The sequence below is a fragment of the Bacillus sp. Bos-x628 genome (genome assembly GCF_040500475.1).
Classification (GTDB): domain Bacteria; phylum Bacillota; class Bacilli; order Bacillales; family Bacillaceae; genus Bacillus; species Bacillus maqinnsis.
Map to the genome: position 1 here is coordinate 2,670,789 of NZ_CP159358.1, position 22,462 is coordinate 2,693,250.

Sequence of the window (22,462 nt, forward strand, 5' to 3'; positions counted from 1 at the left end):
AGTTCTTTATATAGTGTGTCATTTTTGATTTTACACTATATATAGATAAAGTGGCTGTTTCTTTACAATAAACTATAGTAGAATGAGTGGTGATGAAATCATAGAAAGAGATGGAGCTGTTTCGATGAAAACGATTTGTGTATTTGCTGGATCGAATCCAGGTGTAAATGACGTATACAAACAAAAGGCTGTCGAGCTGGGTGCTTATATGGCAGAGCAGAGAATCCGCCTTGTGTACGGCGGCTCACGAATTGGCTTGATGGGAGCCATTGCAGATGAGGTACTGAGGTGCGGCGGGCAAGTGGTTGGTGTGATGCCAAAAGGGCTTTTTAGAGGAGAAGTGGTCCATCAAGAGCTGACAGAGTTAATAGAGGTGGCAGGGATGCATGAACGAAAAGCGAAAATGAGTGAACTAGCTGATGGATTTATTGCCATGCCAGGTGGATTTGGTACATATGAAGAGTTATTTGAAGTTTTGTGCTGGGCACAAATCGGTATTCATCAAAAGCCAATCGGATTATATCAAGTGAATGGTTATTTTGAACCGCTTCTTGAGATGGTGAAATATACTGTTCAAGAGGGATTTTCAAACGAATCACACCTTGAACTATTGCATGCTTCTTCACAGCCGGAAGAATTAATTTCACAGATGACCACTTATCAACCACCATCCCTCCAGCAAAAATGGACGGAGTTATCTTAATACGTGATTCATAAACAAAAACCGTCTATTCAAAAGAGCAGACGGTTTGTTTGTTCATTATTTTTGTTCATCTGTATTACGGGTCAAGACTTTGTCGATGAGTCCGTATTCAAGTGCTTCTTGTGCTGTTTTGAAGTTGTCACGATCTGTATCGCGCTCGATCACTTCGATTGGTTGACCAGTACGTTCAGCAAGTACTTGGTTCAGTTTATCACGTAAAGAAAGAATTCGTTTGGCCGCAATCTCAATTTCCGTTGCTTGACCTTGAGCTCCGCCTAGTGGTTGGTGAATCATCACTTCACTGTTTGGAAGGGCATAGCGCTTACCTTTTTCACCAGCAGCAAGCAGGAACGCACCCATTGATGCAGCCATCCCAATACAAATAGTTGATACCTTTGGTTTAATAAATTGCATCGTATCGTAAATGGCCATACCAGCTGTGATTGAACCACCAGGGCTGTTAATGTAAATAGAAATATCCTTTTCTGGATCTTCTGCTTCTAAGAAAAGAAGCTGTGACACGATGGAGTTGGCAACATTGTCATCAATCGCAGAACCAAGCATAATAATACGGTCTTTTAAAAGACGAGAATAAATGTCGTAAGCTCTTTCCCCACGATTTGTTTGCTCAATGACTGTAGGTATTAAATTCATAATGTTCCTCCTTCACCTATTAGGTAAGTATGTAATACAATGATACATTTTTGGTCAATAAAGGTCAAACAAAATGCTGACCTGAAATCAAATACCCCTAAACATTTTCCCCAAAATGATTCTGCTTCAAACCATCATCTTAATGTATGTGTCAGGAAAGAGAAAATACATCATCTTTTCTTGACGATTCATCATTGCATTCTTGCAGCATTTCCCTTATAATTTGATATGCTGACGTTCTAAACATATCATGCGCTCGTAGCTCAGTTGGATAGAGCGGTGGTTTCCGGTACCACGTCTGCCGGGGGTTCGAATCCCTCCGAGCGCGTATAATCCTTAACGTGTAAGAAAGAAAGGTCGTTTGCAAAAGCCCTCATATAGAGGGCTTTTTTGCGTTTTGACCTATCGCCAGAAAAGCAATTTGCTACGATGAAAAAAGTTATTCAGGACATGATGATGATTGAAGGCAAAGCTTCAATAGGGGCTTTGTCTTTTTTTACGATATTTTCTTGAAATATTGGCCATAAGACTCATTTTCTCTTTTTACAGGCGTATAAGTTGAGACTGTTGACTGTATGTGGTTAACATGGATGAGAAATGACAAATGGGAGGGAAGTAGCATGGCAAAAATTTTATTGATTAATTTCCCAGCCGAAGGGCATGTGAATCCGGTATTAGGAATCACAAAAGCATGGACAGATAGAGGAGATGAGGTTCATGCTGTAACAACAATACATTATCAAGAACGATTTGAACGCTTAGGTGCTCACGTACATATACACCCAGATTATATCCGAACATTAAGTGTGAATGAAGGAGAACTAGATTCAATGCAGCCTTTCTTTCATGCAATGTTGCAAACGTCATTAGATATATTAGAACTAGTGGAAAAACTCTCTCATCACCATCAATTTGATTTGGTATACTTCGACATGTTTGGAGCAGGCGAGCTTGTATGTGATTTCTTAAAGATTCCAGGCGTTGGTTCCAATCCATCCTTCGTCATGCAAGAGGCACACTTTCAGACACCACTGTATAGAAAAGATGAGAAAGCCGCTCATCTGTTAGAAGAAATCAATGAACGGTTTGGTGTGCAGCCGAAGCACCTCATGCAGTTTATGAAAAACCGAGGAGAACTGAATATAGTGTATACGAGCGAATATTTTCAACCGGCTGTTGATGCGTTGAATGACTCGTTTGTCTTCATTGGACCGAGCTTTCCGAAACGAGCAGATCAGCATCATTTTCCGCTAGAAGCACTTGAAAATGAACGAGTGATCTATATATCCATGGGAACGGTTCTTGGTGAAACAGAGGCATTTTTTAATATGTGTATTGATGCGTTTGCGGATTTTGACGGGAAAGTGGTCATGGCAACAGGTGAAAAAATCGACATGTCGCTGATAAAAGATGCGCCCTCTCATTTTCTAATCGAGCCTTATGTGCCGCAGCTTGAAGTGCTGGAACATGCAGATGTGTTTATGACACATGGCGGAATGAACAGTGTCAATGAATCCATTCATTTTCATGTTCCTATGGTGGTCATTCCGCATGACAAAGATCAGCCAATGGTCGCGAAAAGACTGACTGAATTGTCCGCTGCACGAGCGCTTGATAAAGAACAGCTCACAGCGAAGCAGTTGAGAGATACAGTTATCACTGTTCTAGCAAGTGATGCCTTTCGAGCGGGTATTGAAAAAATTGAACAAAGTTTTCGGACAGCAGGGGGAACAGAAAAGGCATTACGCATGATTGATACGTTTATTCAAATGAAGCAGACCCAGTAAGAGGGGGTTTCCTCATCAAATGTGTTCGGATTACTCCAATGAAGAATACCTTTTAAAAGAAAATAGAATAAGATGACAAGGCGACAATGCCATCACAAAAGGTTAAATCTTCTGGTTCTAACATTGCGAAGCCATATTATGCAAATAAGCAAAAAAAGCTTCAAAAAACAGCAAAATCCATTGAGAGAAAAATGGATAAATTGGAAATGATTCGCAAATTAAAGGACATCCACCCCATCCAAATGACACAAGATAAATGAAGGAAATTGCAAGTCGTACCGTCTTACGTGCAAAGGACTTAGATGGAAAGGCGGGTAAAAGAATCCTATGGGTGAAGTCAGAGGCGGAGATAAAGTAGTGATAATCGGGAAGAATGGTAGCGGCAAAACGACATTGCTAAAAGTGCTTGTGAATGGTCATCCTTGCTTATATTCCGTTCAGAAGCAGTCAATATATCTTTCTGGGTTTTCAGCTTGATCAATCGATTTTACACAATACACTTAATCAAGCCATTCAGGATGAGACCGTCATTCGCACTATTTTAGCTAGGAGATGTGCATAAGCCTGTGGGTGCTAAGCGGGGGAGAACGGGTGAAAACAATGCTTGCCAAGTTATTGGTGAGTGATGACATGATTGCAGACTGATTCAACAAGCAACAAACTCGGATTTCAGTCATTGACGTATTTAATAGCAAATATGAAGTGTATATGCAAAAGGAAGAAAAGCCTGCTGCTACACAGGTGGAAAAGGAACGTCTCTTCATTGACATGCGGCTGTCTAAGGTGCTTAGCCGCTTAAGTATAGACCCTACTCAGGAACTGGAAGATACATTTCAAGCATGATTAAAATAAAAGAAATTTTTAAATCAATAAGTCAAACACCCCCTGTGTTTAGTGAACAGGGGGGTGTTGATGTCGTTCTTGTTTTATTTGCTCAAGCTCACTAACTGTGACAAGCTGATAGCCTTGTTTGGTCAGCTCATGAATGATTGACACTGCTGCAACGGCTGAAGTGTTATAAATATCATGCATTAATACCGTCCTGCCGTCAGCTGCATGTGAGAGGACAAGCTTAGTGATTTGCTTGCTGCTGCGAATTTTCCAATCTTCAGGATCTACATCCCATAGGGAAACTTTCATATCTACAGCCTGATTGATTTGCTGATTGGTTCCTCCATATGGCGGTCTAAAGTGCGTAGGGGTATAACCACTGGCTTTCTCAATCAATTGTTGTGTGTCCTTCACTTGTTTGACCGCTTGTTTTAAAGGTAGCCTTGTCAATAAAGGATGGTTGTAAGAATGATTCCCTATCTCATTTCCCCCCTTTAAAATATGGCCAAGCATCTCTGGATAGTATTGCACCCTGCTACCTAAAACAAAAAATGTGGCGTGTCCTTTGTTTTGTTTGAGGGCATGTAGGATTTTTGATGTGGTGGCTGGATTCGGCCCGTCATCAAATGTGAGTGCAATGGTTTTTTTGTTCGGATCAAGCTTTGATTTCTGTGGCAGCTTGACGGCTTTTCTTATAGGATTCGGTTCTTTGATTTTATTCTCATTTTTGGTCTTATTCATATATTCTGGCTTTAGTACATCTTTTAGCAGTGCTTTTTTAATCGCCAGCGTTTGCGGACCAAGATTCTCTGCGGCTACTTGAGAAGCTGGGAAATAAAACTCTATATATTTCTCTTTCAAGGCGAAATGACTGAAGTTTTGAGCGGTGGGGGCAGTCCCTTTCTGAAGGAGTTGTTTATCCTTAGATAAGTTCTTATCCTTTTGAAGCTCTGCGTATGTAATATAGGATAATTTCTTTAAATAATCTGTTTTTGGCTGAAATAAATCCTTTGTGGCAAGAAAGGTCTTTTTCTGAAAATCAAAGTTGATCATGTCACTTCGAGTTGTCCCTTTTTGCTGACCTGTATATTCATATGTTGTAAAGTGAATGGCGACTGATTGCTTGGCATAATGCACCAAGTCATAATCAATATTCAGTTCATAACGCTTGTCTTCATTCATGTCCTTTGCTTCACTAAATGTCGTTTTGAAACGGTCTAACGCTGTATTTTCATAACTTTGAATCTTGTCATCTAGTTCTTTTTGATGAAAAAGGGGATAGTTAACTGCATATCTCATAAATTTCCCGTCATTTACGAGGGTGACGATTTCTATGTTTTTATAGTTGGTATCCTGCTTCACATTTTTCTTCTCTGTCCCGCTTGCTTGTTGATTTTGATAGAATCCAATTGTTCCAATCACTATAGCAAGCGCAAGTAGAATGATGCTCCATTTTCCTTTTGCTGACACAACATTCAGTTCTCCTCTCGTGACGGGTTATTTTTTATCGGTTTGTCATTCGTTTGTAATGTTTTTATAACATTTGACTTATGTTTGTAATTTTAGGTGATATTCATGCGGAATGTCAACTATTTTCCTATTAAATTATGATAAAAATGATGGGTATTTTTGGTAGAAAACAATGAGATACGATCGTTTATATACATTGAATAATTAAAAAATAGGCCTTACATTGATTTTTCTGAGGCTGGCGGCTATAATTTTGATGATTATGATTCTCATTTTCAAATTGATTTTTATTGTAGAAAAGGATGACACCGGTTTTGCAGGATAAGCGCACACATCAACAAAAACAATCATCACGTATGCTATTGTTAATGCTATTTTTCTTTGCAGTCATTGGTTTGATGACAGCCATGTTTTTTGCTGTTTCATACGGAGCAAAGGCATTATCTCTGCAAACGGTATGGATGGCTGTGTTCGATTATCAATCCAATGTGACGGAACAGCAGATCATCCATGAATTAAGGTTGCCACGTGTACTAGGTGCAGCTCTTGTAGGTGCGGCCTTTGCTGTTGCAGGTGCTTTAATGCAAGGAATCACAAGAAACCCGCTTGCGGATGCAGGAATATTAGGAATTAATGGCGGGGCGATGTTTGTCGTTGCTCTCTGCTTTGCCTTTTTTCCCGGATTGCCTTATTCAGCGTTAATGTTTTTTTCCTTTATAGGTGCTGTGATGAGTACGTTGCTTATATTCGCTATTGGGGTAGCTGGCGGTGCGTTGACACCGCTACGGCTGACGGTAGCAGGAGCTGTTGTTGCGGCATTGCTCCATGCGCTCAGCTCTGGGATCGCCATTTATTTTGACCTGAGTCAGGATCTCGCCTTTTGGTATGCTGGCGGTGTGGCTGGCGTGAAATGGGCACAACTGAAGGTACTTGCTCCGGTGATTTTCAGTGTGATTGTCTTGGCAACCTTATTAGGTCGTTCTTTATCTTTACTTTCTCTCGGTGAAGATGTAGCGGCGAATTTAGGCGTGAAAACAAGGCAAGTACGAATACTAGGGATGGTAGCTGCTGTCTTATTAGCAGGGGTTTCTGTATCAGCAGTTGGGTCCATTGGGTTTGTTGGTCTTGTCATCCCGCATATTGCACGCAAACTTGTCGGAGTGAACTATTTATTCGTTATCCCAATGTCAGCGAATTTAGGCGCTATGCTGCTTGTCTTCGCTGATCTTGCCAGCCGAACAGTCAATCCGCCAAGAGAGCTTGCCATTGGAGTGATGGTAGCACTTGTCGGTGTTCCTTTCTTCTTATATCTTGCTAGGAAAGAAGGGAGGAACCTGTCATGAAAGAGAAAAAGCGTGCTCTTGTCGTGACAGTCGTCTTGCTTTGTCTAAGTGTATCTGTGGTGCTGTATAGTTTAAATACTGGTACCTTGAAACTTAGCCCAATCGTTGTTTTCAACACCTTATTTGGATTCGGAGACTTCCAAAGTGAGACGGTGTTGTTCGACTATCGTCTGCCGCGTATTGTCGTGACGATCCTAGCGGGTATTGGTTTAGGGATCGCCGGTGGAATATTGCAAAGTTTATCGTGCAATCCGTTGGCTGATCCAGGAATTATTGGGTTAAATGCAGGTGCAGCATTTGGCTTAATCATGTTTGTCACATATTTCCACGTGCTAGAAGGAAATCCATCTCTTTTGATCCCGCTTTTTACCTTTGGCGGGGGTCTGCTTGCGGCTGCAGTCATTGTTCTGCTTGCTTATGACCGGTATGAAGGGCTTGTCCCAATACGTCTCATACTAGTAGGAATTGCAGTCGCTGCAGGGTTTAGCGCATTGACTTTATATTTATCATTGAAGCTGGATGAAGATACATACACATTTGCTTCAAGGTGGCTTGTTGGAAACGTATGGGGGAGAGATTGGATTCATGTCTTGGCGCTTTTACCATGGATTGTGTGTCTTGTCCCATTGACCCTTTGGCAGTCTAGCACGCTCAATGCATTGACATTAGGTGATGCTGTTGCCTCAAGTGTAGGTGTCCGTGTACAGCGTCAGCGGCTCTTTTTGCTTGCTCTAGCTGTCGGTTTAGCCAGTGCAAGTGTTTCAATGACAGGTGGAATCGGTTTTATTGGTCTTGTTGCGCCTCATTTGGCGAGACGGCTTGTCGGTTCATTACATCAACATTTTTTACCTGTCAGCGGACTTCTTGGCTTGTTGATTTTAGTAAGTGCCGATACAATCGGACGTTCAGTATTTGAACCAAATGCCATACCTGCCGGCGTTGTTGTGGCATTTATCGGTGCACCCTATTTTCTCTATTTACTCACAAAAACGAAATAAAGATGAAAGAGGAACCCATCATGAAAAAATTACTCATTCTTGGTTTCACAATCTGTTTCTTGGTTCTTGCCGCTTGTGGTCATCAGGAAACAAAGAACTCCGCGAATCAAAACAATAACGGAACACCTAAGATTGCTTCCTTATCTATTCATTTAACGAATGATCTATTAGCACTCGGCATCAAACCTGCTGGTTCTGTTGTAGGGGGAGATTTAAAGGACTTCCTTCCACATGCGAAAAAGCAACTGAAAAATACGAAAAAATTAGGCATTGCAGCAGACCCAGATATGGAGTCTCTTCTTGCTTTAGATCCAGATGTGATTTATGTGGATGAAGAACTGGCTGGACAAGACCTGTCGAAATACAAAAAAATTGCTAAAACAGAAGTTTTCAATTTAAATGAAGGCACTTGGCGTGATCATTTAAAAAAGATCGCAAAACTAGTGAATAAAGAAAAAGAAGCCGATCAATATATCAAGGATTATGACAATGAAGCGAAAGAAGTGAAATCGCTTATACAAAACAAAATTGGCAACGGAAAAGTGATGGCCATCCGCGTTACTGCAAAGGAACTTCGTGTATTTAGTATGAAGCGTCCGATGGGCCCTATTTTATACGAGGATTTAGGTCTTACACCTGCAGAAGGTGTGAAGAAGCTTGACAGCAAGCGTCCGTTTGAAGTCATCTCACAAGAGGTTCTTCCTGATTTTGATGCAGATGCCATTTTTGTGGTCGTCAACCGAGATGACAAAGCGCAGCAAGCATTCAAGCAATTAGAGCAGACGCCGATTTGGAAAGGTTTAAAAGCCGTTAAGAAAAACCAAGTATACACGATTGCCGATCAGCCATGGCTCGATTACTCAGCCTTAGGTAATAAAATGGCTTTGGATGAAGCAAAAGAGATGTTTTCTAAATAATGACAGTATAAAGGCATCATTCCACACATAGGAATGATGTCTCTTTTTTTAATTCTTTCTTCTATTCATTTGTGTCTTGCATACATATGAGAGAGAACGAGCAGTTGCCGCCCGCATGTAGGGGAAAGGGAGGGATACAGTTGAAGGTTGAAAAAATTAGTGCAGGTACCATTACACGGCTTGTATTGCTTTTGTTGGCATTGGTCAACAGTGCGCTAACCGCTGTGGGGAAAAGCCCAATTCCAATTGATGAAGAAGGCGTTCAGCAATTCATTACGCTAGCTTTTCTCGCGATTACATCACTTTGGGCCTATTGGAAAAACAATGATATTTCAAAAAAAGCACGGACAAAGACAGAAGAATAAGAGAAAAGCAGAGCCTTTTTATCTCAAAAAGGCTCTCTTTCTTCGAGCAGTCAGTTGACTGTTCTCCCCGCAAAATCATGCTATCTATAAAGGCTTACCCATGCTGGTGAGAAAAGCTTTTACTTCCTCAATGGTTAATCCAATGGCCTTTGCTTCACTCATGAGACGTTTCCACTCCGCAATATTAGAATCGGTTAGCTTTCTATGTGTGACATGTAACGTCTTTGTTTCCTGCTCCTTTCGAAATGTTTGCAGCAGCTTATACAGCTCTTCCTTTGGCATACCGGACTGGACGGCATTGACAAGATGCTCCCGCCATTTCTGCTCCCCCTCAGATTGATGAAACATGATCGTTTCTGCATCAAGCAGCTCTTGCAAATCAATTTCCAGTGAAGAGGATACTTTCTTTAAAAACTGGACAGATGGGTTCTGGTGGACACCACGCTCAATTTTACTCAAATATGACTTAGAGACTTGGGCATCTTCGGCCAGTTGATGAATGGAGTATCCTTTTCTCTTTCGGTAAATACGTATCACCTTTCCTATCATTCTATCTATGATCTCCCTTCTCCCCGCAAAAAGTTCTATGACCTTTTTGTTCATTATAAGGAATAAAATGTTCTTTATAAAATTCAAAAACGTAAGAAACAAGAAGTAAACAAAAGAAAACGAACGATTTTGTTCGTTAAAAAGAACTATAAGACCTATTATGACATTTTTCTTTGCGGGTAATATCTTTTATAATCCAATCATTAACAAAAAGAAACCATATATAACCTTTTATGATGAAATTGGGAGGGTATCTATGAATGAGAATATAGGCTTTAAGCATCTGTTTTCTGTCGTCAAAGAGAAAATGGCCCTTCTGATCCTGATTGTCTTGATCGTAACAGGCATTTCAGCCTACTATCAGTTTTATGTCTTGACTCCTGTATATCAGGCGATCACTCAAGTTCTTGTTCATAACAGGAGCAATGATGCACAAACGAATTTAAACGATATTCAGATGGACCTTCAATATACACGTACATTTCAAGTACTGCTTAAAAGTCCGATTGTCATTGAAAAAGTAAAAGAAAAACTCAATCTCACAGAATCTACTGAAGGATTAAAACACAAAATTGCCACAAGTACAGAAAATGAGTCAGAGGTCATAAATATTTCTGTACAAGATGAAGACCCCGAGCAGGCAGTTGCGATCGCCAATACGGCGACAGAAGTACTACAAGATGAAATCAAGGAAACAATGAATATGGATCGCATTCATGTTTTGTCCAAAGCCAAAATGTCAAATACTAGCCTTGTTAATTCAAGGAAATTCGTTCATATCGTTCTGGCACTAGGTGCCTCCTTATTAGGAGGAATCACACTCATTTTCTTAATGAATTTACTCGATGATACTGTAAAACGAACACATCAAATAAGAGAAGAGATTGGATTGCTGATGCTCGGAAGTGTCTATCAAATGCAAGCAGACAGGCAGGCAAAAAAAGACAAGCGGTCCGTTATAACGGGAGGACATAACATTGATCTTTAAGAGGAAGAAACGAGAAAAACGAGATTTATCATGTATTTCTGTACTGAATCCTCATTCTGTCATTGCAGAACAATTTCGCACGATACGAACCAATATCGAATTCACATCCATCCAAACAAGATTGAAGTCGATATTGGTGACATCCTCATTACCGAAAGAAGGGAAATCGTTTACGGCTGCGAATTTAGCAGCTGTTTTTGCACAGCAGAAAAAGCGGGTTCTGCTGATGGATGCTGATTTACGAAAGCCAACGGTCCATGAATATTTTGACCTGAGCCATCACACTGGTTTGACTAATGTGCTATTACATAACTGTAGCTTGGAGGAAGCCATTTTACCTACAACGATTGAACATTTGGCGCTGCTTCCTAGCGGGATCATTCCGCCGAATCCCGCTGAGCTTCTATCATCTTCTGTGATGAAGCAGTTATTTTATGAAATAGAACAGCAATATGACATGGTAATTGTTGATTCAGCGCCGCTTTTGCCCGTCGCCGATGCAAAAATATTGGCGAATCGTACGGATGGTATCATTCTTGTTGTATTAAGTGGAAAAACAAAGATCGCCGCAGTGAAAAAGTCAAAAGAAGTGTTAAAAGGAACGACAGGCAAGCTGCTCGGGGCTATGCTAAATGGGAAAAAAGAGAAAAAAAGCAGGCTGTATATGTATTAAGAAGATCGAAAGGTGATGTCTCCTTATCTCTAACAACGGAGGTACTCGATCCTGCTGTGGGCATATGATATGCCTTAGACGCTCGTCGTCAAAGGCGGGATGTGAGGAAGGGTTTGATGCCCATTTTGAGTAAGCATTCGTGATGTTGAAAAAGGGGGAGGAACGTTGTGACTTACGCCCAAAGATTATCAATGATCGTAGCACTGGATTCATATCTTATTTTAGTGGCAGTCTTTTTTGGGTTCAAATTTGTCCAAGAAATCGCTTTATCAGTTTATTCATTTGAAATGCTTGTCATTTCTTCACTAAGCCTTCTCATTGGACACAATTTATTTGCGCACATTTTCCATGTGTACAAGCAAGTATGGGCATATACAGGCATCCGAGAGCTGTTCTCTTTAATGAAAACATTTATTTTCTCTTTTTTATTTTCGATCTCTATGCTTTATCTATTTGTACAGACACTCCCTTTTCGCTTGTTATTCATCATTTGGATTTTCCATGTGCTGTTCATCGGTGCATCTCGCATGGCGTCGAGGCTTTTTCATGATGGCGCAAAACGGTTGCAGGAAGAAAAGGAGCGAGCCTTGATCATTGGGGCCGGATCAGCCGGGACCATTATTGTTCGCCAACTTCAGCAGTCAAACGACCTGCATATGGAGCCGGTGGCCTTTATTGATGATGATAAAACGAAGCATAAGCTTGAAATAATGGGTCTGCCAGTGCTCGGTGGAAAAGAAAAAATTCAATCATCTGTGATCCTGTTGAATATTCAAAAGATCATCATTGCGATTCCGTCCAAAAGCAACCACACGTTAACAGAATTGTATAAGGAGTGTGTGGCAACTGGAGTCAAAACACAAATTATGCCTGAAATAGAGCAGATTTTAAAAGGAACTCATGCCCTGAATCAATTACGGGATGTGCAGCCGGAGGACTTGTTAGGGAGAGAGCCGATTCAATTAGATACAAGCTGTCTATCAGTCAATTTAAAAGAAAAAACGATTCTTGTGACAGGCGCAGGTGGGTCCATCGGATCTGAAATATGTCGTCAAATCTGTGTGTTTGCTCCTAAAGCGATTGTCCTTGTGGGACATGGGGAATTTAGCATTCATTCTATTTTACTAGAGCTAACAGAATCATATGGAGACAGCATTCGTCTCTATCCACAAATTGCGGATATTCAAGATCAACAGAAAATGAATAATATCGTCGGTCATTTTCAGCCAGATATGATTTATCATGCAGCGGCACATAAACATGTTCCGTTAATGGAGATTAGCCCGAAAGAAGCGGTGAAAAACAATGTCATTGGAACAAAAAATGTTGCAGAAGCCGCACATCTGCACGGAGTTGAAACATTTGTGCTCATTTCATCTGACAAAGCAGTGAACCCTGCCAATGTGATGGGAGCCACAAAGCGATTTGCTGAAATGCTGATCATGCAAATGGGAGCAAACAGTGACACAAAGTTTGTGGCGGTCCGTTTTGGGAATGTGCTCGGGAGCAGGGGGAGCGTCATCCCAATCTTTAAAAAGCAAATTGAAAAAGGCGGACCTGTCACTGTCACACATCCGGCTATGACTAGATACTTTATGACGATCCCAGAAGCATCAAGGCTTGTCATTCAAGCAGGTGCACTTGCAAAAGGAAGAGAGATATTTGTCCTAGATATGGGGGAGCCAGTCAAAATTGTCGACCTCGCAGAAAACCTCATTCACCTCTCAGGCTACACCACAGATCAGATTCCAATCATATTTACGGGCATTCGCCCCGGGGAGAAAATGCACGAGGAATTACTCAACCACCATGAAAAAGCGCAGGAACAGGTCTTTCCTAAAATTCATATCGGACATGCGCTAGACGGTGATCCATATGTGTTGAACCAGTTTATTCAAGAATTTGAAAAGCTGAGTGATGAGCAGATGAGACAAGCTTTATTCGCTGCCATCGAGTCTAAGGATTTGTTGTCTAAACAGATGAAGAGAGAGGAGAAAACGCATACAAATGAAGAAAAAAGTCTTGTTTTGCGCAACGGTTGAGTATCACTTTAAAGCTTTTCATCTTCCTTATTTTCAATGGTTTCAGCAACAAGGATGGGAAGTGCATACTGCTGCCAATGGTCAGCTAAAGTTGCCGTTTGTGGACCAATCCCATTCCATTCCTATTCAGCGTTCTCCTTTTCATTTACACAATCGGCTTGCTTATGTTGAGCTAAAGAATCTGTTGGAAACGCAGCATTATGATCTCATTCATTGTCATACACCTATGGGGAGTGTGATTAGTAGACTTGCAGCTCAACACACCCGTAAAAGAGGGACGAAGTTACTTTATACAGCGCATGGTTTCCACTTTTGGAAGGGAGCGCCGTTTCTTAATTGGCTGCTTTATTATCCCATTGAGAAATGGCTCGTTAAATATACAGATGGTCTCATCACCATTAACCAAGAAGATTATGAAAGAGCAAGTCGTCTGTCAAAAGAGCGGACAGCCGTCCATTATATTCCTGGCATGGGTGTTGATATGAATCGCTTTATACCAGTCGATGACATAGAAAAACAGCACCTTCGCCGCAAGTATGGCTTTTCCAAGCAGGACTTTATCGTGCTTTGTGCTGGGGAATTGAATGCAAATAAAAATCAAGGCATGCTCATTAAAGCCAGTGCACAGCTTTATGAACAGATTCCGAATTTGAAGGTTGTATTTGCTGGGGAAGGAACAAGCCGGCAGACCTATGAACAGTTGGTGCACCGGTTGAAAATTAAACAGCATGTTCACTTCGCTGGTTTTTGCAGAAAAATAGAGGACTGGATGAATCTATGTGATGTATGTGTCTCGACAAGTCATAGGGAAGGACTTGGCATGAATATACTTGAGGCAATGTGTGTTGAAAAGCCGGTTATCGCGACTGAGAACAGAGGACATTGCGAGCTTGTCAAACCAGGTGTGAATGGCTTTTTAGTGAAACCTCATGATGTGAATGGCTTAGCTGATTATATTCATCAACTCTATCACCAAAAGGAGCATCTTCGCTTGATGGGACAAGCCGGTCGTTCCCTTGCCTCCTCATTTGCACATGAGCAGACGGTCAGTGAAATGGCTCGTATTTATACAGCTTATATGAATCAAACAGAAAAGGTGATGCAGCATGCATAAGCCGAAGGTATCCGTCATCATGGGCGTATACAATTGTCAAGATACAGTAGAAGAAAGCATTGAATCTATCATTTATCAAACGTATCAAAACTGGGAACTCATTATATGTGATGATGCATCAACAGATGGCACCTATGAGAAAGTTCTCCCTTTTACAAAGCGTGATCCTGAAAGAATCCGTCTTATTCAAAACAAGGAAAACCAAAAACTTGCCACCAGCTTGAATCGCTGCTTAGCTGAGGCAAAGGGAGAATGGATTGCAAGACAGGATGGAGACGATCTGTCGGTGTCGACACGTTTGGAAAAACAGGTCTGTTTCCTAGAAACAAATCCTGATTATGATGTGGTTGGAACAGCGATGACGGTGTTTGATGAGTCAGGAACAAAAGGGGTGCGAGCACTTGCATCAGAGCCCGATCGAAAGGTGTTAGCAAGGGGAACACCCTTTTGTCATGCAACCATTATGATGAAGGCTTCCGCGTACAACACTTTAAATGGATACCGCTCAGTGAAAACAACACGGCGTATGGAAGATATCGACCTATGGATTCGCTTTTTTGCCGCTGGGATGAATGGGTTTAATCTACAGGAGCCTTTATACCTTGTCAGAGAAGATGAAGCCGCTTTTAAGCGGCGTAAGTTTCGTTATTCTATTGATCATGCATGGCTTGTCTTGAAGGCATGCTGGATATTAAAATTGGCGCCGCTTGATTATATGTATGTGCTCAAGCCGATTGTTCGTTCCTGTTTATCACCAACGATCATGCGGTTCTATCATCACCGGAAGCTGAGGAAATCTGTTATAAAAAGGAGTGCAATACGGGATGAATGAGCCGAAGCGAGTGTTGCATATTGTGGGCGGTATGAACCGCGGTGGAGCAGAAACCATGATTATGAACTTATATCGAGCGCTCGATAGAACTGTCCTTCAATTTGATTTCATTACCCACCGAGAAGAGACTTGTGATTATGACGAAGAAATTCATCAGCTAGGAGGCCGCATATTTTACGTACCGAGTATTGGGGCATCCTCCCCTTGGTCTTTTGTGAAAAAACTTGCGGATACCATCAAACAAACTGGACCTTATCAGGCGGTGCATGCGCATACGGATTTTCAGACAGGATTTTCAGCGTTTTCTGCAAAAATGGCAGGAGTTCAGGTGCGAATCTGTCATTCACATAATACCGCCTGGAAACAGTCTCCAAGCTGGTTCGATCTTTGGATGCTCAAAGGGTTTCGCCAGCTCATCCTCTTCTATTCTACTAAGCTTGTTGCATGTGGCGAAGAGGCTGGGGCCTTTTTATTTGGAAAGAATAAGATGAAGAGTGGACGGGTGGACATTTTGCCAAATGGCATTGATGTGAACATGTTTTATCAGCCGAAAGAAGAGTCGAAGGCACAAATGAAGAAAAAGCTGAATCTCCACGAAAAGAAACTTGTAATCGGTCATATCGGGCGTTTTCATGAGCAAAAAAATCATTCTTTTTTGATCGATTTGGCTCGTACATTAAAGAAACAGGGTGTCTCATTTCAGCTAGTACTTGTGGGGGATGGACCGCTTCGAAAAGAGATAGAAGCGTGCGCTATTCATGAAGGGGTGAGGGATGAGATTGTTTTTACTGGAATTGTATCAAAGGTTCCGCAGTATATGAAAGCATTTGACGTCTTTGTGATGCCCTCCTTGTTTGAAGGTCTTCCGCTTGTATTAGTGGAAGCTCAGGCAACTGGATTGCCCTGTGTGATTTCAGATCATATTACAAAGGAAGCTGATCTAGGTTGTGGACTAATCAAACGGAGATCGCTACAGGCATCAGAGCATGAATGGATGAAAGCAATTCTTGAAGCTTTTCAAGCAGAGTCACCTGCTCAAGAAACAATTACCTCTCTGCTTGTAAAAAGGGGATTTGATGTGAAACAGAACATCACAGGTGTGATGAACATATATGGATTGTAAGGAAGGAATGGCAGATGGCGGTTTATTTGGTCAACATGATTATGGTGTATGTATGGTCGAGCTTTGCCGCATATTATGGCAGGCGTGACGATACGATTCAAAGCGGGTGGCGGCCTAACGAGCTTCTGGTGTTCTTTCCATTTTTATTTCTTTGCATTGTAGCAGGTATTCGGTACAAAGTGGGAACTGATTTTGTAACCTATGGACAGATGTACGAGTTCTCGGTCAATTATGAAAAGCCATGGCATATATTTGGTTTTGGAGTCGACAAGGCCGCAACCGACCCAGGATTTACGCTCATGTTATGGGTATTAAATCAAATCTCTCATCATCCGCAAATCATGTATGTCACGGTAGGGATGATTACCTATTTTTTTGTTATCAAAACGCTATACCATTATGGCAGGCCTTTTGAGCTTAGCATGCTACTTTTTCTCGGAACCTTTCATTATTATGCCTCGTTTAATGGGATGCGGCAGTATATGGTCGCTTCCGTTCTTTTTTATGCGATAAAATTTGTGATCAATGGTCAGTGGACATTGTATTTCCCGCTCGTTCTTTTTTGTTCATTGTTTCATTCGTCCGCACTGATTATGATTCCTGTTTATTTTATCGTGAGAACAAAAGCGTGGTCATGGATGATGCTTGTTCTCTGTATGGTTTTCTTAGGTTTAACCGCTCTTTATGATCGATTCGTCTCGTTGTTTGTTGTGATGCTGCAAGGAAGCGCTTATGGTCATTATGAAGAATGGCTGACAACGAATACCAATGGAATGAATGTGACAAAAATCGGCGTGCTGATCCTGCCGCTGCTGCTTGCTTTTTTTTATCGAAAAAGACTTCGTGAGCTAACACCAGACAGTGATTATATTGCGAATTTTTGTTTGCTTGGCTTTTTATTTGGCATCCTTGCAACGAAAGATGTGATTTATGCAAGGTTTCATATTTATTTTGGGCTGTATCAGCTCATTTTACTGCCATATTTCACACGTATTTTTGAGCGGCGTACCAATCTCTTTATGTATGTAGGCATTGCCGTCTGTTTTATTTTGTACAGCATGATGCTGATGCCGTTTGACTCTTCTGTTTTACCGTTTAGGACAATCTTTTCAAAGTAGATTTGAAGAAAGGAGGACAAGTCGTCATGCCAGCCATCAGTTTATTGGTCGCAGTCTACAATACGAGTCAATATGTAGAGAAATGCCTTCAATCTATTGCAGAGCAAAGTTTTTCGGATATAGAAGTCATTCTTGTAAATGATGGATCGACGGATCACTCTGGGGAAATGATTGAAGCGTTTGCTGAGCGGGATGCTCGTTTTCGGGTGATTCATCAGTCTAATCAAGGGTTAGGGGCTGTGAGAAATCGGGGCATTGAAGAAGCAAAAGGAACATATATTGCCTTTATTGATTCAGATGATACACTTGCACCTCATTATTGTGAGGCTTTCTATCAGAAAGCTGAAATGACAGGGGCAGATCTTGTCGTGAGTGAATACTATATTCAGTTTGAACAGTCGAGACGAACACTTTCTACCGATCTCTTACAATATCAAACAGAAAAGAAGACGAATTTAATTGATGCATTATTACATGGAAAGATCACAGGATTCTCATGGAATAAGCTGTATCGGCGTGATTTTATGCAAAAACACAACATCCGTTTTCCGCTACGGGATGAGCTTGAGCATATAGAAGATCAGTATGTCACGCTCCGCTGCTTTTATTTATCAAATGTCATTGCCTTTGTTCATGCACCTCTTTATTATTACCGGGTACATCTGTCGTCGATTGTACAGCGATATCAAAAACAATATTTTCAACATGGACGAACGTTTTATGATGTGCAGAGTTTGTTTTTGAAGACGTATGAAGATTTAGGACCATATGAGAAGGCCTTGGATTTCTTTATTGTCAATCATACGCTGCATTGTATGCTCAATGAATGGAAAAGCCAAAATTCCCTCTCTTTTCAGCAACGGCTGGACCATATTCGGGAAATGGTCACAAATGAGTCGTTTCAGCATGCGGTCAAACAAGTGGAAACATCAAAGCTCACCATGCGGAAGCGAATGATTCTGTTTCTTGCGAAGTATCAATGGGTCTATCCGCTTTCTGCCGCAACGTCAAGCTATCAAAAATGGATTGAATATCAAACGAGGAAATAAGGGGTGATCATATTCATGCTGCAACAATTAAAGGCACACGTAGCAGAGTGGCTGTTGTTAAAAATGAAATATCCATGTGAGTATATGCTGAGTCGCCGCGAGCTTCCAGAATTGAGCAAGCAGAAGAAAATCATTCTCACGCTTCTGCCGGCACATGATAATCTAGGTGATCACGCCATTGCCTATAGCAGCTATCGTTTTTTTAAGGAGCATTTTCCTACATATCAAATCGTTGAAGTGGGTACGAGAGAGATTTATCGTCTAGCGCGTCCACTGAAACATGCGAAACATCCAGATGACCTTGTCTGTATCATCGGCGGAGGCAATATGGGGGATTTATACCGCTATGAGGAATGGACAAGGCAATTTATAATGAAAATCTTTCATTCATACCCCTTGATCCAACTGCCCGCTACCGTTCATTTTACAGCAACGAAGAGAGGGAAAAAGGCGGAACGTCGTGCCATTCAAACGTATGCACATCACCCGAGACTGCTCTTGATGGCAAGAGATCAAACCACATATCAATGGATGCAGCGTCATTTTCCTGAAAAAGATGTGTGGAAACAGCCTGATATGGTGCTCTCTTTAGACGAATCGTCAAAAAATTACGAGAGAGAAGGGATTTTACTTTGTTTACGAGAGGATAAGGAGGCCTATCTTCCCCCTCACAAGCGAAGTCAATTACAGCAAAGTGTAAAAAAGGAGTATGAAAAAGTCGCTCTTTTTACAACGACGATTGGAAAACGAGTAGATCGAACAACACGCTTTGAAGAATTATCATCATTATGGAACCAATTAAGGCAAACGCAAGTGGTCGTGACGGATCGTTTACATGGCATGATATTTTGTGCAATTACGAATACGCCATGTGTTGTCCTAAGATCTTTTGACCATAAGGTGATGGAAGGATATGAATGGGTGTCACACCTCCCGTTTATCACGCTTTTAAAAGAACCGAATGATGCAAATGTAAAACAGACCATTACTCATTATATGAATACACACGATCACCACAAGAGGAAAAAGGGAGAGGAAGCGGGATGACAGTCCTAAAACGCTGTGTAAAAAGACAATGAACCGTGCGTTTCTTTACAACCTAAGCGCCAACTTCACCACGTTTGTCCTGATGATGATCATGTCGGTTTGCTTGACCCCTTATATTGTTCATACTCTTGGAGTAGAAGCTTTTGGTTTGATCCTTCTCACGCAAAACATGATGAACTATTTATCGGTCATTACCGCTTCATTGAGTGCCGTCGTCGTTCGTTTTTTCTCTGTTGCTGCACATAAAGGGGAGATGGAGAAGGCACAGAGCTGTCTCGCTTCTTATTTCGTCAGCTCTGTATTGTTATCAATTATTTTATTCATACCTTGTCTTTTATTGTCTAAGCATCTGATTAAATGGCTCCATGTTCCCCTTCCTCTCGCACATGATACTCAGATCGCCTTTATCTTAGGGGGTCTTTTATTTATGCTCAATTTCGTCATGTCAGGCATTGGGGCTGCGCCATTTTATGCCAATAAGCTATATGTATCAAGTGCTGGACAGACCGTTCAGATGTTTTGCAGGGCGCTGAGCATTGTCCTTTTGTTTACTTTCACAACGCCAAACATTTGGCATATTCCTTTCGCTGCCATCATTGGGAGTTTAGCGGCTATGGGTTTTGGCATCTATTATTTTAAGAAACTCATTCCTTGGTTTTCATTTAAATGGCGATATGTCTCTCTTTCTTCTTGTCTCGCCCTTGTCAGGTCAGGGGTATGGCATTCATTTGAGCAAATGGGGATTTTGTTGTTTTTGCAAATTGATTTATTGATGTCCAACTTGCTGATTGGTGCTGAAGCGACCGGACAGTATGCTGCCATTTTACAATTCCCGTTATTATTGCGAACGCTGGCAGGTACACTAGCTGTCGTCTTTGCACCGACTATTACAAAATTTTACTCGAATCAGGATGAAGAGGGACTCATTCAATATGCCGCAAACGCCATCAAATGGAGCGGTTTATTTGTTGCTTTCCCAGCAGCACTTCTAGGAGGACTGGCTGGTCCACTGATGTTTCTCTGGCTTGGGCCGGTCTTTGAGGAACTAAAGTGGTTGCTGATGATTCATGCTGCTTATTTATGTATGACGCTCATGTTTTTGCCACTGACATACGTGCCGGCTGCTTTTAACCGCTTTAAAATTCCAGCCGTTGTCACGCTTATATTAGGGGCTGCCAATGTTCTGCTCGCTTATGGACTCACTCAGATGTTCCAGCTCGGCTTATATGGCATTGCATCAGCGGGTGCACTTGTCTTAATGATCAAAAATATCGTGTTTCTACCGCTTTATACATCAAAGATAACGAAACAGAAATGCTGGATTTTTTACAAGCATACAATTGTCCCGTTTAGTGGCGTTTTGTTTATATGGAGCATATGTGTTGGTATTCAAATGATCTATCAAGTGACCTCGTGGTGGGAGCTGTTTTGCATTGGGGGAATCTGTTTCATTCTCTACATGGGCTACTTGTATCAATTTGCAGGAACAAAACAAGAGCGGGTGCATCTAGTGTGTAAAGTCAAACAAGCAGTCGCTGATCGAGTTGTCTCCCGCTAGAGTGAAAAGGAGATTCAATCATGAAAAGAATGATCGATGTTGTTGTGGCGCTTATCCTGCTCATAGCAGGCAGCTTTCTTTTTCTTCTTATCTATGGACTCATCAGGTGGAGAATTGGCGCCCCTGTGATTTTTCGCCAAGAAAGACCTGGTCTATATGAGCGGCCGTTTATGCTGTATAAATTCCGTACAATGACAGATGACCGGGATGAATACGGAGAACTGCTTGCAGATCACCTTCGATTAACGAAAACAGGGGCACTTATTCGAAAGCTCAGTCTTGATGAACTACCTCAGCTAATCAATGTGCTCAAAGGGGATATCAGCCTTGTGGGACCAAGGCCACTTTTGATGGAGTATCTGCCGATGTATACAGAGGAGCAAGCAAGACGGCATCTTGTTATGCCAGGTATGACAGGATGGGCACAGGTGAACGGGAGAAATCACATCTCTTGGGAGGAGAAATTTGCATATGACATCTGGTACGTCGAACATCAATCCTTTTGGCTGGATTTGAAAATATTATGGATGACCATGCTGAAAGTCATCAAAACAGAGGGGGTGCAGCAGCCTCATCATGCAACAGCTAAAAAATTTAAAGGCACAGACACATAATCCACAAAAGATCGTTTTAATTGGTGCTGGCGGGCATAGCAAAGTCATTCAGGATCTCATTTTATCACACTTTGACCACACATTGGTTGCCATATTAGATGATCAATATGAAGGTACTATTACAAGGAATGACATCCTCTATGGACCAATTTCAATCAGTCAGCAACTGAGAGAGGATATCCCTGAAGCCAAATGGCTAATTGCCATTGGGCAGAATGAGACGAGACAGCAGATAGCTGAACGTCTCACACTTGAAAGAAAGAATTATGCAACGCTTATTCATCCGGCGGCGACCATTAGTCCATCAGCCATGATTGAACGAGGAACGGTCATTATGGCACAGGCTGTTGTTCAAGCAGATGCGAAGGTTGGTGAACACGCCATTATCAACACGGGGGCTGTCGTGGAGCATGACTGCTCGCTCTCATCGTTTGTTCACCTTTCACCTGGAGCCATACTAACCGGCCATGTTTCGGTATGCGAGGGAGCCCATATCGGTGCAGGTGCTGTTGTGATACCTGGAAAATCAATTGGAAGTTGGAGTGTCATTGGAGCAGGAGCGGCAGTGACCAGCGATATACAGGATGATATGACCGCAGTAGGAGTTCCAGCTATTGTGATAAAAAATCGTTGGAAAGGTGAGATATCGTGAATGAATGGAACCGTATCTATTTATCCCCTCCCCAT

General features: G+C 41.7%; 24 protein-coding genes and 1 tRNA gene. 22 read left to right on the plus strand and 3 right to left on the minus strand.

All coding sequences use genetic code 11. From position 1 onward, the window contains the following. Window positions 1-124 precede the first annotated feature (124 nt). Entirely contained in the window at window positions 125-703 is a 579-nt protein-coding gene (locus tag ABVJ71_RS13700) for a TIGR00730 family Rossman fold protein (RefSeq protein ID WP_353856678.1), read from the plus strand. A gap of 57 nt (window positions 704-760) precedes the next feature. Here ABVJ71_RS13700 and clpP read toward each other — a convergent pair whose 3' ends face one another. Beyond that, window positions 761-1,357: an ATP-dependent Clp endopeptidase proteolytic subunit ClpP gene (gene clpP / locus ABVJ71_RS13705; RefSeq protein ID WP_353854510.1), complete on the minus strand. Its 597-nt coding sequence runs from the start codon at window positions 1,355-1,357 to the stop codon at window positions 761-763. 252 nt (window positions 1,358-1,609) lie between these two features. Between clpP and ABVJ71_RS13710 the strand changes: the two genes are divergently transcribed. The 5 genes from ABVJ71_RS13710 to ABVJ71_RS13730 all read left to right on the plus strand — a co-directional run bounded on the left by ABVJ71_RS13710 (window position 1,610) and on the right by ABVJ71_RS13730 (window position 3,987). After that, window positions 1,610-1,685 (plus strand) — tRNA-Arg (locus ABVJ71_RS13710). Window positions 1,686-1,977: 292 nt separating this feature from the next. Next, window positions 1,978-3,144 carry a macrolide family glycosyltransferase gene (locus ABVJ71_RS13715; protein ID WP_353854511.1) on the plus strand — a complete coding sequence of 389 codons (1,167 nt, stop codon included), beginning with the start codon at window positions 1,978-1,980 and terminating at the stop codon, window positions 3,142-3,144. A gap of 86 nt (window positions 3,145-3,230) precedes the next feature. Continuing rightward, complete coding sequence (locus tag ABVJ71_RS13720; protein WP_353854512.1) at window positions 3,231-3,404, plus strand: hypothetical protein; 174 nt, start codon at window positions 3,231-3,233, stop codon at window positions 3,402-3,404. 67 nt (window positions 3,405-3,471) lie between these two features. Further along, window positions 3,472-3,621, plus strand: a complete 150-nt coding sequence (locus ABVJ71_RS13725) for an ATP-binding cassette domain-containing protein (protein ID WP_353854513.1) — start codon at window positions 3,472-3,474, stop codon at window positions 3,619-3,621. Between the two features lie 225 nt (window positions 3,622-3,846). Further along, the gene (locus ABVJ71_RS13730) at window positions 3,847-3,987 is read left to right on the plus strand and encodes a hypothetical protein (protein ID WP_353854514.1); all 141 of its coding nucleotides are present in this window, start codon (window positions 3,847-3,849) and stop codon (window positions 3,985-3,987) included. 48 nt (window positions 3,988-4,035) lie between these two features. Here ABVJ71_RS13730 and ABVJ71_RS13735 read toward each other — a convergent pair whose 3' ends face one another. Further along, window positions 4,036-5,445: a polysaccharide deacetylase family protein gene (locus tag ABVJ71_RS13735; RefSeq protein ID WP_353854515.1), complete on the minus strand. Its 1,410-nt coding sequence runs from the start codon at window positions 5,443-5,445 to the stop codon at window positions 4,036-4,038. A gap of 356 nt (window positions 5,446-5,801) precedes the next feature. Between ABVJ71_RS13735 and ABVJ71_RS13740 the strand changes: the two genes are divergently transcribed. The 4 genes from ABVJ71_RS13740 (at window position 5,802) to ABVJ71_RS13755 (ending at window position 9,068) form a co-directional block, all read left to right on the plus strand. Further along, the gene (locus ABVJ71_RS13740; RefSeq protein WP_353856679.1) at window positions 5,802-6,788 is read left to right on the plus strand and encodes an iron ABC transporter permease; all 987 of its coding nucleotides are present in this window, start codon (window positions 5,802-5,804) and stop codon (window positions 6,786-6,788) included. Then, complete coding sequence (locus ABVJ71_RS13745; RefSeq protein ID WP_353854516.1) at window positions 6,785-7,786, plus strand: iron ABC transporter permease; 1,002 nt, start codon at window positions 6,785-6,787, stop codon at window positions 7,784-7,786. Before ABVJ71_RS13740 ends, ABVJ71_RS13745 begins: the two co-directional genes overlap by 4 nt. A 17-nt stretch (window positions 7,787-7,803) precedes the next feature. Beyond that, entirely contained in the window at window positions 7,804-8,703 is a 900-nt protein-coding gene (locus ABVJ71_RS13750; RefSeq protein ID WP_353856680.1) for an iron-hydroxamate ABC transporter substrate-binding protein, read from the plus strand. Between the two features lie 140 nt (window positions 8,704-8,843). Beyond that, complete coding sequence (locus ABVJ71_RS13755) at window positions 8,844-9,068, plus strand: phage holin (protein ID WP_353854517.1); 225 nt, start codon at window positions 8,844-8,846, stop codon at window positions 9,066-9,068. Between the two features lie 84 nt (window positions 9,069-9,152). On the opposite strand, the gene slrR is transcribed toward ABVJ71_RS13755, so the two are convergent. Beyond that, window positions 9,153-9,617 carry an HTH-type transcriptional regulator SlrR gene (gene slrR, locus ABVJ71_RS13760; RefSeq protein WP_353854518.1) on the minus strand — a complete coding sequence of 155 codons (465 nt, stop codon included), beginning with the start codon at window positions 9,615-9,617 and terminating at the stop codon, window positions 9,153-9,155. A gap of 256 nt (window positions 9,618-9,873) precedes the next feature. Between slrR and ABVJ71_RS13765 the strand changes: the two genes are divergently transcribed. The 12 genes from ABVJ71_RS13765 (at window position 9,874) to ABVJ71_RS13820 (ending at window position 22,427) form a co-directional block, all read left to right on the plus strand. After that, a complete protein-coding gene (locus ABVJ71_RS13765; RefSeq protein ID WP_353854519.1) occupies window positions 9,874-10,605 on the plus strand; it encodes a Wzz/FepE/Etk N-terminal domain-containing protein in 732 nt (243 codons plus the stop codon). Continuing rightward, window positions 10,595-11,278 carry a CpsD/CapB family tyrosine-protein kinase gene (locus ABVJ71_RS13770; RefSeq protein WP_353854520.1) on the plus strand — a complete coding sequence of 228 codons (684 nt, stop codon included), beginning with the start codon at window positions 10,595-10,597 and terminating at the stop codon, window positions 11,276-11,278. The genes ABVJ71_RS13765 and ABVJ71_RS13770 overlap by 11 nt, the downstream gene beginning before the upstream one ends. Before the next feature lie 167 nt (window positions 11,279-11,445). Beyond that, window positions 11,446-13,320 carry a nucleoside-diphosphate sugar epimerase/dehydratase gene (locus tag ABVJ71_RS13775; protein WP_353854521.1) on the plus strand — a complete coding sequence of 625 codons (1,875 nt, stop codon included), beginning with the start codon at window positions 11,446-11,448 and terminating at the stop codon, window positions 13,318-13,320. Continuing rightward, complete coding sequence (locus tag ABVJ71_RS13780) at window positions 13,286-14,434, plus strand: glycosyltransferase family 4 protein (RefSeq protein ID WP_353854522.1); 1,149 nt, start codon at window positions 13,286-13,288, stop codon at window positions 14,432-14,434. The genes ABVJ71_RS13775 and ABVJ71_RS13780 overlap by 35 nt, the downstream gene beginning before the upstream one ends. Continuing rightward, window positions 14,427-15,266, plus strand: a complete 840-nt coding sequence (locus ABVJ71_RS13785; RefSeq protein WP_353854523.1) for a glycosyltransferase — start codon at window positions 14,427-14,429, stop codon at window positions 15,264-15,266. The genes ABVJ71_RS13780 and ABVJ71_RS13785 overlap by 8 nt, the downstream gene beginning before the upstream one ends. Further along, a complete protein-coding gene (locus ABVJ71_RS13790; protein WP_353854524.1) occupies window positions 15,259-16,389 on the plus strand; it encodes a glycosyltransferase family 1 protein in 1,131 nt (376 codons plus the stop codon). Before ABVJ71_RS13785 ends, ABVJ71_RS13790 begins: the two co-directional genes overlap by 8 nt. A 14-nt stretch (window positions 16,390-16,403) precedes the next feature. Next, window positions 16,404-17,507 (plus strand): EpsG family protein, encoded by a 1,104-nt coding sequence (locus tag ABVJ71_RS13795; protein WP_353854525.1) that lies wholly within the window; start codon window positions 16,404-16,406, stop codon window positions 17,505-17,507. Between the two features lie 26 nt (window positions 17,508-17,533). Then, window positions 17,534-18,556: a glycosyltransferase family 2 protein gene (locus ABVJ71_RS13800; RefSeq protein ID WP_353854526.1), complete on the plus strand. Its 1,023-nt coding sequence runs from the start codon at window positions 17,534-17,536 to the stop codon at window positions 18,554-18,556. Between the two features lie 15 nt (window positions 18,557-18,571). After that, a complete protein-coding gene (locus ABVJ71_RS13805; RefSeq protein WP_353854527.1) occupies window positions 18,572-19,603 on the plus strand; it encodes a polysaccharide pyruvyl transferase family protein in 1,032 nt (343 codons plus the stop codon). A 28-nt stretch (window positions 19,604-19,631) separates the two neighbouring features. Continuing rightward, complete coding sequence (locus tag ABVJ71_RS13810; RefSeq protein WP_353854528.1) at window positions 19,632-21,161, plus strand: MATE family efflux transporter; 1,530 nt, start codon at window positions 19,632-19,634, stop codon at window positions 21,159-21,161. Between the two features lie 20 nt (window positions 21,162-21,181). Beyond that, window positions 21,182-21,775, plus strand: a complete 594-nt coding sequence (locus tag ABVJ71_RS13815) for a sugar transferase (RefSeq protein WP_353854529.1) — start codon at window positions 21,182-21,184, stop codon at window positions 21,773-21,775. After that, window positions 21,738-22,427: an acetyltransferase gene (locus ABVJ71_RS13820; protein WP_353854530.1), complete on the plus strand. Its 690-nt coding sequence runs from the start codon at window positions 21,738-21,740 to the stop codon at window positions 22,425-22,427. The genes ABVJ71_RS13815 and ABVJ71_RS13820 overlap by 38 nt, the downstream gene beginning before the upstream one ends. The last annotated feature ends 35 nt before the right edge of the window (window positions 22,428-22,462 follow it).